The sequence below is a fragment of the Novosphingobium sp. UBA1939 genome (assembly GCF_002336885.1).
In the GTDB taxonomy this organism is placed as follows: Bacteria; Pseudomonadota; Alphaproteobacteria; order Sphingomonadales; family Sphingomonadaceae; genus Novosphingobium.
Genome location: NZ_DDFB01000146.1, coordinates 1 through 11610 on the forward strand (window position 1 = coordinate 1; position 11610 = coordinate 11610).

Consider the following 11610-nt stretch of genomic DNA (forward strand, 5'->3'; position numbering starts at 1 on the left):
GGCCCGGCGGCATCTCGTCGAGCCGCGAGACGTCCATCTCGCCGTACTGGGCCAGCGTGAGCGTGCGGGGAATGGGCGTGGCCGTCATCGCCAGGCAATGCGGCGTGCGCCGTGCCTTCTGCGTCAGCATCAGGCGCTGGCCAACGCCGAAGCGGTGCTGTTCGTCGATCACCACCAGCGCCAGATTGCGATAGCTGACCGTCTCCTGAAAGATCGCATGGGTGCCGACGCAGATGTGGATCGAGCCGTCCATCAGCCCCATCAGGATCGATTCCCGCGCCCTGCCCTTGTCGCGCCCGGTCAGCAGCGCGATTTCCACACCGGTGCCGGCGGCCATGCGCGTGAGCGTGGCGTGGTGCTGGCGCGCGAGGATTTCGGTGGGCGCCAGCAGCGCGGCCTGCCCGCCCGCTTCCACCGCGATCAGCATGGCGTGAAGTGCAACCGCCGTCTTGCCCGAGCCGACATCGCCCTGCAGCAGCCGCAACATTGGCGCGCCCTGCGCCACATCGCCTTCGATCTCGGCAATCGCGCGCTTCTGCGCGCCGGTCAGCTCGAACGGCAGGTGCAGCTTGGCGCGCAAATGCCCGTCGCCCTGAAGCGGCGTGCCCGCGCGCTCGCGGTTGCTGGCGCGCACCAGCATCAGTGCCAGGCTGTTGGCGAGCAGTTCGTCGTAGGCTAGCCGATCGCGCGCGAGGACGTTCTCGCCGCGATGCGCCTCGGTCAGCGCCGCTTTCCACGCCGGCCAGTCCATCTTCTGCAACAGGCCGGGCTCGATCCATTCGGGCAGATCGGGAAGCAGGCCGATCGCCTGATGGACCAGCGCCTGCACCCGGCCCTGCGTCAATCCTTCGGCCAGCGGATAGACCGGTTCGTTCAATTGCCCGAACGCGCCAGCGCTTTCCTCGCTGACATGATCGGGGTGGACGATCTGCAGCGTCTGCCCGAACTGGTCGAGCCGGCCCGCGATCCAGCGCGTCTCGCCCGGAGGCAACTGTTTGCGCGCGGTATAGGACGAGCGGCCGAAATAGGTGAGCGCGACGACATTGCCCAACACGTCCTCCGCCATCACGCGGAAGGGGCCGCGGCCGGCCGAGGCACGGTGTTCGCGCACGGTCAGCGCCACCACGATCTGTTCACCCACGCTCGCCTCGTCGAGATTGGCGACCGCGCGGCGCAGCACGAACCGATCGGGCAGGTGATAGGCGATATCGCGCACGCGCGTCAGCGCGAGGCGCTCCAGCGGACGGGCCAGCCCCGGCCCCACGCCTTTCAGGCTGGCGGCCTCGGCAAACAGCGGGTTGAGCAGATCGGGGCGCATCGCTGCCGACATAGTCGGCGTGAAGCCGGAGCGCCAGCGCGGCGGCAGGCCTTCCGCCGGACCGGCCGGCTTTTGCCCCCAGTCCGCCCAATTTTGACCCAGCGCATGGAAACGATCGCGATCCGCGCGCTTGTTCACTCCCGATAACAAAGGGAGTCGAAAACCAATGCTGCTTCCCCATGGTGCCGTGATCGTGCTTGCCGATGGCAAGGCATGGGAGATTTACCGCAACGCCGGGAACGAGGCCGCGCCGGAACTCGCTGCCCTGCCCGTGCCGCATCTGGTGGAACAGAATCACGGCTCCGGCACCCGGCACGGTTCCAGTTCCGGCAATCCTTCGGGCCACCAGTTGGACGAGGACGCCCACGCTGCCGCCGTCGCCGCATGGCTCAACGCCAAAGTCGCCAGCCGTCAGATCGAACACGCCGTGGTAATCGCCGCACCGCGCACGCTGGGCGAACTGCGCCACCACTATTCGCCCCTGACCCGGCAGGTTCTGACGGGCGAATTGTCGAAAGACCTGATCGGCAGGCAGCCGAGCGACATCCTGGCGGCGCTGCGCGCCCGCTGAAGCCCGCATTCGCACCCATCCAGATCACGGGGGCAAGGACCCGTGTGGCACCCGGCGGTATGGGGGAAGGACGCCGCCGGGTGCTTTCGTGCGCGAACATGCGTCGATCGCCGGGATTCTTTTCCAGCATTGGCCGAATACGGCGCTCAAAACGCCCGCCGCGCTTGAGTCCTGCGCGACGATGGCCTAACCGCCCGCATCATGACTGACGACGCCCGCCTCCGCCGCCTGCAGTTCCGCGCCTGGCATCGCGGCACGCGCGAGGCCGATTACATGATCGGCTGCTTCTTCGACCGCTTCCACGCCAGCTGGAGCGAAACCGAAATCGCCCTGTTCGAGCGCCTGATCGACGAGGACGACGTGGACATCATGGCCTGGGCGCTGGGCACGCAGATCATTCCGGACGAATACGCCGGCCCCATGATGGAAGCCATGCGCAAGCTCGACTACGTCGACATTCCGCGCTGATCCGCTCTTCCCCTAGCGCCGCTGCTCTTCCATGCCCGATCTGAACCGCATCCTTTCCGCCGCCGTTCCGCTGACGCTCGCCTCGGTCGCGCGCGGGGCGCAGCCGCTGGTGCTGGGCGATCTGGCGCGCGCGGTGAAGGGCCGCGCGGTGTTCATCGCCCCGGACGACGCGGCGATGCGCGCGATCGCCGAAAGCGCACCGTTTTTCGCGCCCGACCTTGAAGTCGTCGAATACCCGGCGTGGGACTGCCTGCCGTTCGACCGCGCCTCCCCCGCGCTCTCGGTCAGCGCACGACGGCTGGCGGCATTGCAGAAGTTGCAGCAGAAACGCGGCGGGCCGCAGCTGATCGTCACCACGATCAACGCCGTCCTGCAACGCGCGCTGACGCCCTTCCGCATCCGCGAATCCACCCGCCTGCTGACGCCGGGCGTAGAGATCGGGCGCGAAAGCCTGATCGCGCTGCTCCAGCGGCAGGGCTATTCGCGCACCGATACGGTCGTCGATGCCGGCGAGTATGCCGTGCGCGGATCGATCTTCGACATTTTCCCGAGCGGGCTCGACCACGGGCTGCGGCTCGATTTCTTCGGCGACGAGCTGGAAACGCTGCGGCTGTTCGATCCGAACACGCAGCGCAGTGTGCAGCCGGTGGAAACGCATCTGCTGCTGCCGGCCAGCGAGGCGCTGCTCGACGAGGACAGCATCAAGCGTTTTCGCGGGCGCTATCGCGAACTGTTCGGCGCCAACGCCACCGGCGATCCGCTCTATCAGGCGGTCAGCGAGGGCCGGCGGCTGGCCGGCATGGAGCACTGGCTGCCGCTGTTCGAAGACCGGCTGGTCACGCTGTTCGATCATCTGGGCGACGATGATCTCGTGCTGATCGACGGAGCGGCGGCCAAGGCTGCGGAAACGCGGCTGGCCGACATCGCCGACTACCACCAGGCGCGGATCGATAGCGCCCAGCGCAGCCCCGGCACCTATCGCCCGCTGGCCGCGGACGCGCTGTACCTGACGCGCGACGAGTTCGACCGCGCGCTGGCCGGCTGGCCGGTCCACCGCACCTCGATCTTCGCCGAGCCGGAATCGAAACAGGTCGTCGATTTCGGCTTTTCCAGCTCGCGCGATTTCACGCCCGAACGGGCGCAGGCCGGCTCTGGCCAAGCGGGCGCGGCATCGAGCGGCAACATCTACGAGGCGGCGGCGAAGCACCTTGCCGCGCTGGGCACGCGCGGGCTGAAGCCGGTCATCGCCGCCTATACCGCCGGATCGCGCGCGCGTCTGGCCTCGCTGCTGGGCGAAGCCGGCAAGGCGCCGCCTGCGCTGGCGGAAAGCTGGCAGGAAGCGCTGGGCATTGCCGCCTCCGGCCGCCCCGTCGCCGTGGTGCTGCCGCTGGAGCAGGGCTTCGCCAACGCCGAACTGGAGCTGCTGACCGAGCAGGACATCCTCGGCGACCGGCTCGTGCGCCGCAAGAAAAAGCGCAAGGACGCCGACGCGTTCCTGGCCGAACTGTCCGCGCTCAACCCCGGCGATCTGGTGGTCCACATGGACCACGGCATCGGCCGCTATGAGGGGCTGGAAGCGATCAAGGTGGGCGACAGCCCGCACGATTGCGTCCAGCTCACTTACGCCGGCGGTGACAAGCTCTATATCCCGGTCGAGAACCTCGACGTCCTTTCGCGCTATGGCAATGAAAGCGACGGCGTCGCGCTCGACAAGCTGGGCGGCGAGGCATGGCAACGGCGCAAGGCGCGGATGCGCGAGCGCATTCTGGAAATGGCCGGGCAACTGATGGCCACCGCTGCGGCGCGCGCCCTGCGGCAGGCGGACGTGCTGCCGACCGATCCCGCCAGCTACGGTCCCTTCGTCGACCGCTTCCCGTGGGACGAGACCGAGGACCAGGAACGCGCCATCGACGACGTGCTGGGCGATCTGGTGGAAGGCAAGCCGATGGACCGGCTGGTCTGCGGCGATGTCGGCTTCGGCAAGACCGAGGTCGCGCTGCGCGCCGCCTTCGTCGCGGCGATGGCGGGCAAGCAGGTCGCCGTGATCGCGCCGACCACGCTGCTGGCGCGCCAGCACTATGCCAATTTCGTCGAACGCTTTTCCGGCTTCCCGCTCAACATCGGCCGCCTTTCGCGCCTCGTTCCCGAAAAGGAAACGCGCGAGACCCGCGCCGGGCTGGCAGACGGCACGACCGATATCGTGATCGGCACGCACGCGCTGCTGTCCAAGCAGGTGCAGTTCAAGCGGCTGGGCCTGGTGATCGTGGACGAGGAACAGCGCTTCGGCGTGGGCCACAAGGAAAAGCTCAAGGAGCTGAAGACCGACGTCCACGTTCTGACGCTGACCGCCACGCCCATCCCGCGCACCCTGCAGATGGCAATGTCGGGCCTGCGCGAACTGTCCACGATCCAGACCCCGCCGGTCGATCGCCTGGCCGTGCGGACCTATGTGATGCCGTGGGACGACGTGGTGATGCGCGAGGCGCTGATGCGCGAACACCAGCGCGGCGGGCAGAGCTTTATCGTGGTGCCGCGCATCGCCGACATGCCCGAGCTGGAGGAGTGGCTGCGGCTGAACGTGCCCGAGATCCGCTTCGTCACCGCGCACGGCCAGATGAGCCCGACCGAGGTCGAGGACCGGATGGGCGCGTTCTACGAGAAGAAGTACGAAGTGCTGCTTTCGACCACCATCGTCGAAAGCGGGATCGACATTCCCAGCGCCAACACCATCGTCCTGCACCGCGCCGACCGCTTCGGACTGGCGCAGCTGTACCAGCTTCGTGGCCGGGTGGGGCGCGGCAAGCTGCGCGCCTATGCCTATCTCACTTATCCCGAGGACATGGCGCTGTCCGAAGTCGCGGAAAAGCGGCTGAAGGTACTGGGCGATCTCGATTCGCTCGGCGCCGGCTTCCAGCTCGCCAGCCACGATCTGGACCTGCGCGGCGCGGGCAACCTGCTGGGCGACGAGCAATCGGGCCATATCAAGGAAGTGGGCTTCGAACTCTACCAGTCGATGCTGGAAGACGCGATCCTGGCTGCCAAGGCGGGCGACATCGGCCTGGCGCGCGAACGCGAGGCGCTCTCCCCGCAGATCACGGTCGATGCGCCGATCATGATCCCCGAGGACTACGTGCCCGATCTGGCGGTGCGCATGGCGCTCTATCGCCGCATGAACGATGCCGAGGGCGCGGACGCGGTGGAAGCGCTGGCGGCCGAAATGATCGACCGCTTCGGCCCCCTGCCCGGCCCCACGCAGAACCTGCTCAAGCTGATCGAGATCAAGCGGCAGGCGATCGCGGCGCAGATCGCCAAGATCGACGTCGGCCAGAAGGGCGCGCTCGTCTCGTTCCACAACGACAGCTTCCCCGATCCGGCCGGCCTTGTCGCCTATGTCGAACGGCTGAAGGGCACGGCCAAGCTGCGGCCGGACATGAAGCTGGTGATTTCGCGCGCATGGGGCAATGCCGAAGCGCGGCTAAACGGGCTGGTGCAGCTGACCAAGGGCCTGTCCGCGATCGCCCGGCGCGCCGCGAAGGGCTGAAGCCCTGCGTCAGTCGCGGGCTATGGCCACCAGCGCCGCGCCATCGACCGGGCCGGAGCGCAGGAAGCCCTGGAACACCGCGCAGCCTTCCTCGTTCAGCACCGCCAGTTGCGCCGCGTCTTCCACGCCTTCGGCAACGACCTTCAGATCAAGCGCGCGGGCCATCGCCACGATCGCGCGCAGGATCGCCCGGTCGCGCGGGTCCTGCGCGATATCGCGCACCAGCGACTGATCGAGCTTCAGCGCATCGAGCGGCAGCGCGCGCAGGGTGCGGAAATTGGCGAAGCCGGTGCCGAAGTCATCCAGCGCGACGCGCATGCCCATCCCGGCCAGTTCGCGCAGCGTTTCGGCGCAGGCCTCGAAGTCGGCGATCAGCGTCTGTTCGGTGATCTCCAGCGTCAGCCGTTCCGCCGGAAAGCCCGATGAGGCGACAAGCGCGCGCATCGCGGCGGCGAGGTCGCCCACCGCGAAGTCCTCGGCCGTGACGTTGAGCGAGAGGCGCAAGTCGTCCGGCCAGTCCGCCGCCTCGGCCAGCGCGCGTTCGGCGATGTGGTGCGACAGCTGGCTGATGTGATCGCCCCTCTCGGCGATCGCGAACAGCGTTTCGGCGCCGACGAGTCCGAGTTCCGGATGGCGCCAGCGCGCCAGCGCCTCCGCGCCGATCAGGCGGCCATCGGCCACGGTGAACTGCGGCTGGAACAGCAGCGATATCTCCGACCGGTCGAGCGCGCCGATAAGGTCCGCCTCCAGCCGCGCGGCGCTGCGGCCACGCACTGCGTGGGAGCCATCCGCCCAAAGGATGCGTCGCCCCGCCCCGCGTTGCAGGCTGAGCAGCGCCTGATCGAGCCGGTCGAGCATCGGTGCGCCGCGTTCGCCCGGCTGCCCGCGCAGCAGCGCCGTGCGCGGGGCGAGCCGCAACTGGTCGCCGGCCAGCGGGATCGGCCGCGCGATCGACCGCGCCAGGGCTTCAGCCTGCCATTGCCAACGCTCCCGGCTGGCGGCGACGGTGGAAGCCACCAGGAACTCGCCGCCGCCCATCCGCGCAACGAAGCTCTGCGCCCCCAGTTCCTCGCGCGCGAAATCAACGATCCGCCGCGCGATCTCCGCCAGCACGCGATCGCCCGCCGCCTTGCCATAGGCCAGGTTCACCGACTGGAACCGGTGCAGGCCCACCAGCATGGCCTGGGCAAAGCCATCCTGCCCCGTGCGATCAAGCCACGCGCAGGCGGCATCGACGCCGGGCAGTCCGGTCAGCATGTCGCGATCGTCGACCGGCGCGGGAAGCGGTTTGGGAAAAGCGTCCATTGCCCGGCTTGTGCCCGAACAATCTTGCCAAACCGTTCCGATCCTGCGGCGACCCGTCCGTTTTGCATTGCAACAAGAGGCCGCGCTCCATATCACGCGCAGCGAGAGAAACCGGGGATCGAGGACCAATGTCGGAATCCGCTCGACTCGCGCTTTGCGCGTCGCCTACCGACCGCGCTCAGGAAGCCGAACGCGATCTGCGCGCGCTGTGCGAATGGGTGCCCTTCGAGGAAGCGGACACGGTCGTCGTGCTTGGCGGCGATGGCTTCATGCTCCAGACGCTGCATCACATGCTCGATACCGGCCGCGTCGTTCCGGCCTATGGCATGAACCTGGGCACCGTCGGCTTCCTGATGAACCGCTACAAGAGCAGCCGCCCGCTGGAGGAACGCATCGCCCGCGCGCGCCGCATCGCGGTCTCCCCGCTAAAGACGAAGGCGATCACCAACGCCGGTACCGAACACGAATTCTGCGCCATCAACGAAGTCTCGCTGTTGCGCGAAACGCGCCAGACCGCGAAGCTGGAAGTGACCGTGAACGGCAAGGTGCGGATGCAGGAACTGGCGTGCGACGGCGTGCTGGTGGCCACGCCCGCAGGCTCCACCGCTTACAACCTTTCCGCCAACGGCCCCATCCTGCCGCTCGGCTCGAACATGCTGGCGCTTACCCCGATCAGCCCGTTCCGGCCCCGCCGCTGGCGCGGCGCGATCCTGCCCGACAACGCCCGGATTTCGTTCCGCGTGCTCGAATCCGTGAAGCGCCCGGTGGCCGTGGTGGCCGACCAGAAGGAACTGCGCGACGTGGCTCACGTGGAGGTGCGCGCCTGGCCCGAACACCAGTTGACCCTGCTGTTCGACCGGGGTCGCTCGCTCGACGAGCGAATTTTCGCGGAGCAGTTTCTCGCCTAAAAAACATCAATCGAGCGCTTGCAAAACCGGGATCGCCTGCTATTAGCGCGCTCCTGCCCCGGGCAACCGGGGCTGCTCCCTGATAGCTCAGCGGTAGAGCTCTCGACTGTTAATCGAGCGGCCGTAGGTTCGAATCCTACTCAGGGAGCCACTTCCCCTTCCTCGCGCCAGAGCGCCGGAAGGGAGAAACAGCGAAGCCACACAAACCGCGTTTACACCTCCATTGCCAATTCGGTCGCTTGCCGGATCGCGCGCTTGGCATCGAGCTCCGCCGCTTCACAGGCGCCGCCGACAAGGTGCGAGCGGATGCCCGCCGCCGCCAGGTCATCGTGTAATCCGCGCGCCGGTTCCTGGCCGGCGCATACGATCACGGTATCGACATCGAACAACACCGGCTGCCCTTCGACCAGCGTGTGCAGCCCGGCATCGTCGATGCGCAGGTATTCGACGCCGCCGACCATGCGCACGCCACGGCGCTGAAGCGTAAGACGATGGGTCCAGCCCGTGGTGCGGCCCAGACCCTTGCCCACGGTGGTCGCCTTGCGCTGCATCAGCGTGACCTCGCGATCGTTGCGCGCCACTACCGGTTCCACCCCGGTCACGCCGCCGCGCGGATGGTTGCGGAAATCGATGCCCCATTCGCGGGCGAACACATCGATGTCGAGCGCGGCGGACGTGCCCTGGTGGGTGATCAGTTCCGCCACGTCGAAGCCGATGCCGCCCGCCCCCATGATCGCCACCTTGCGGCCGACCTGTGCCGCGCCCGCGATCACATCGATGTAACGCACGGCCTTGGGATGATCGATGCCGGGCAGATCGGGCCGGCGCGGCGCGATACCCGTGGCGATCACGATCTCGTCGAAGCCGCCGTCCGCCAGCATCGCGGCATCGACGCGCGTACCCAGTTTCAGCGTGACCCCATGCACATCGATCATCCGGCGAAAATAGCGCAGGGTCTCGTGGAACTCCTCCTTGCCGGGGATGCGCTTGGCGAGATTGAACTGCCCGCCGATTTCATCCGCCGCATCGAACAGAGTGACGTCGTGCCCGCGTTCCGCCGCGAGCGTCGAGAAGGCGAGGCCGGCCGGCCCCGCGCCGACCACCGCGATCCGCTTGCGCGGCTGCGCCGGGCGCATCACGATCTCCGTTTCGCGGCAGGCCCGTGCGTTGACGAGGCATGAGGTCAGCTGGCGGGTGAAGGTATGGTCAAGGCAGGCCTGGTTGCAGCCGATGCAGGTGTTGATCTCGTCCTCGCGCCCTTCGCGCGCCTTGTTGACCAGATCGGGATCGGCCAGCATCGGCCGCGCCATCGAAACGAGATCGGCATCCCCCCGCGCAAGGACGGCTTCCGCCACATCGGGCATGTTGATGCGGTTGCTGGTGATGAGCGGGATCGACAATTCCTTGCGCAGCCGCCCGGTCACCTGCGTGAAGGCTGCGCGCGGCACCATCGTCGCGATCGTGGGCACGAAGCTTTCATGCCAGCAGAAATGCGTGCTGATGACGTCGACGCCTTCGGCTTCCAGCGCCTTCGCCAGCGAGACGACCTCGTCCCACGCCAGTCCGCCCTGAAGCATGTCCATGGCGGAGATACGGAAGATCAGCAGAAAGTCCGGGCCAACCGCCACGCGCACACGCCGCACCACTTCCAGCGGAAAGCGCATCCGGTTTTCCCACGAACCGCCCCAGCGATCGGTGCGCTGGTTGGTCTTTTCGACGAGGAAGGTGGAGATCAGGTAGCCCGCCGAACCGATGATCTCGGCGCCGTCGTAGCCCGCTTCCCGCGCCAGCTTCGCGCAATTGGCGAACGCGGCGATCATCTCCTCGATCCCCGCTTCATCCAGTTCGCGCGGGACATGGGCGCCGATGCGCGACTTTACCGGCGATGGCGCGACGCAATCCGGGGTATGGGCCAAGGGGCCAGTATGGAGGATCTGCATGCAGATCTTCACGTCGGGATCGGCGGCGTGGACGGCGTCGGTTACGTGCCGGTGCAGCGGCACTTCGGACGGTTCGGATAGTTTCGCGCCGACGCCGCCCGTGACGTGCGGCGCAATGCCGCCGGTGATGATCGTGCCGACTCCCCCCTTCACGCGGTCGACGAAATAGGCGGCAAGCCTTTCGGCGGCATCCGGCACGTCTTCCAGGCCGGTATGCATCGATCCCATGATGATCCGGTTCTTGAGCCGATGCGGGCCGATCGCCAGCTCGGAGAACACGTGCGGATAGCGGACAGGTGCGTTCATGGAATCCTTCCTCCCGGATCATTGCTAAACACTGTTTAGCAATTGCATAATAAACGTCGTTTAGTATCGCAAGGGCCATGGCCGTATCGTTGACAGAGGAACAGGTTGGTGCGGTGCGCGAACGCATCCTGCGCACGACCGAACGCCAGATCGCCACGCGGGGCATCGACGGCACCTCGCTGCGCTCGATCGCGACGGAGATAGGCTGGACGGCGGCCTCGCTTTACCGCTATTTCGCCAGCAAGGGCGAACTGCTGGCCGCCGCGCGCGCCGCCGCACACGACCGCTTTTCGGACCGGATCGAGGCCGCCTATGCCAGTGCGGACGATCCGTGGCAGCGCTCGCGCGCGATCGGCGACGCCTATGTCGCCTTCGCCTTTACCGAGCCGGCGGCGTATCAGCTCATCTTCGCCTACAACCAGCCCGACAGCGAACGCACCGACGACCTGCGCCGCGCCGAAGCGCGTTCGCGGATGACGATGACAGGCTATGTGCGCGACATGGTGACCGAAGGACTGCTGGAAGGCGATCCCGACGCAATCGCGCAGTCCTACTGGGCGGCGCTGCACGGGCTGATCGTGCTCCACATGGCGAACAAACTGGGCGACGCGCCGGGGTTCGAACGGATGCGGCACGAAGCGGCGCGCCTCATCACGCGCGGCGCCCGCCCCCTCCTATCCCGGCAGCCGGACGGGTAGCCCGTCAGCCTAGGGCAACGACCTCGTCCACCAGAGACTCGTCCGCCGGCACCTGTCCGTCGAGCATCAGCATGGCAAGCCCGTGGACCAGGCTCCACGCCCAGATCGAACGAACCTCGGCCGCGCGACTGTCCGGCGCGGCGCCCGCCGCCTGCGCGGCGTTGGCCCGCAGGAACGCCATCGCGTCGGTGCCATCGACATGATCGGCCGAGGGCGGAGCCGACGTAAAGATCATGCGGAACAGCGCCGGGTTCGCCAGCGCGAAGCGGACGTAAGCCCGCCCCGTCGCGGCAAAGCCGGCCGCTCCGCCGCCCGCTGCCACAGCCGCCTGCCGTTGCGCCGCGCCGAGCCGCTCCAGCCCATCCGCCGCGAGCGCCGCCAGAAGGGCAGCCTTGTCGGGGAAATGGCGATAGACGGAGGTCGCGCTGACCCCCACGGCGCGCGCCACTTCTCGCAGCGAGAGATCGTCCGCCGCGCGCGTTTCAAGCAAGCGCAGGCCCGCCTCGATCAGTGCCGCGCGCAGATCGCCGTGGTGGTACTTCCGATTCATGTTGA

General features: G+C 67.6%; 9 protein-coding genes and 1 tRNA gene. 6 read left to right on the plus strand and 4 right to left on the minus strand.

Annotation, left to right across the window (positions count from 1 at the left end):
- Window positions 1–1318: ATP-dependent DNA helicase RecG (locus B3547_RS19455; RefSeq protein ID WP_292966173.1), on the minus strand; the 1318-nt coding region annotated here is incomplete at its 3' end.
- Between the two features lie 166 nt (window positions 1319–1484).
- Between B3547_RS19455 and B3547_RS19460 the strand changes: the two genes are divergently transcribed.
- The 3 genes from B3547_RS19460 (at window position 1485) to mfd (ending at window position 5898) form a co-directional block, all read left to right on the plus strand.
- Window positions 1485–1889, plus strand: a complete 405-nt coding sequence (locus B3547_RS19460) for a host attachment protein (protein WP_292966113.1) — start codon at window positions 1485–1487, stop codon at window positions 1887–1889.
- Between the two features lie 201 nt (window positions 1890–2090).
- Window positions 2091–2357 (plus strand): succinate dehydrogenase assembly factor 2, encoded by a 267-nt coding sequence (locus tag B3547_RS19465; RefSeq protein ID WP_124807322.1) that lies wholly within the window; start codon window positions 2091–2093, stop codon window positions 2355–2357.
- Window positions 2358–2388: 31 nt separating this feature from the next.
- Entirely contained in the window at window positions 2389–5898 is a 3510-nt protein-coding gene (mfd, locus tag B3547_RS19470; protein ID WP_292966116.1) for a transcription-repair coupling factor, read from the plus strand.
- Window positions 5899–5907: 9 nt separating this feature from the next.
- Here the strand turns inward: mfd and B3547_RS19475 are convergent, their stop codons facing one another.
- Window positions 5908–7203: a putative bifunctional diguanylate cyclase/phosphodiesterase gene (locus tag B3547_RS19475; protein ID WP_292966119.1), complete on the minus strand. Its 1296-nt coding sequence runs from the start codon at window positions 7201–7203 to the stop codon at window positions 5908–5910.
- A 128-nt stretch (window positions 7204–7331) separates the two neighbouring features.
- Here B3547_RS19475 and B3547_RS19480 point away from each other — a divergent pair, with 128 nt between their 5' ends.
- Together B3547_RS19480 and B3547_RS19485 are read left to right on the plus strand one after the other, a co-directional pair.
- A complete protein-coding gene (locus B3547_RS19480; RefSeq protein WP_125955689.1) occupies window positions 7332–8111 on the plus strand; it encodes an NAD kinase in 780 nt (259 codons plus the stop codon).
- A gap of 76 nt (window positions 8112–8187) precedes the next feature.
- Window positions 8188–8262: transfer RNA gene (locus B3547_RS19485), tRNA-Asn, on the plus strand.
- A gap of 61 nt (window positions 8263–8323) precedes the next feature.
- On the opposite strand, the gene B3547_RS19490 is transcribed toward B3547_RS19485, so the two are convergent.
- The gene (locus tag B3547_RS19490; RefSeq protein WP_292966124.1) at window positions 8324–10357 is read right to left on the minus strand and encodes an NADPH-dependent 2,4-dienoyl-CoA reductase; all 2034 of its coding nucleotides are present in this window, start codon (window positions 10355–10357) and stop codon (window positions 8324–8326) included.
- Between the two features lie 77 nt (window positions 10358–10434).
- Between B3547_RS19490 and B3547_RS19495 the strand changes: the two genes are divergently transcribed.
- Window positions 10435–11055 carry a TetR/AcrR family transcriptional regulator gene (locus tag B3547_RS19495; protein ID WP_292966127.1) on the plus strand — a complete coding sequence of 207 codons (621 nt, stop codon included), beginning with the start codon at window positions 10435–10437 and terminating at the stop codon, window positions 11053–11055.
- Window positions 11056–11059: 4 nt separating this feature from the next.
- On the opposite strand, the gene B3547_RS19500 is transcribed toward B3547_RS19495, so the two are convergent.
- Window positions 11060–11605 carry a TetR/AcrR family transcriptional regulator gene (locus B3547_RS19500; protein ID WP_292966130.1) on the minus strand — a complete coding sequence of 182 codons (546 nt, stop codon included), beginning with the start codon at window positions 11603–11605 and terminating at the stop codon, window positions 11060–11062.
- Window positions 11606–11610: the final 5 nt, after the last annotated feature.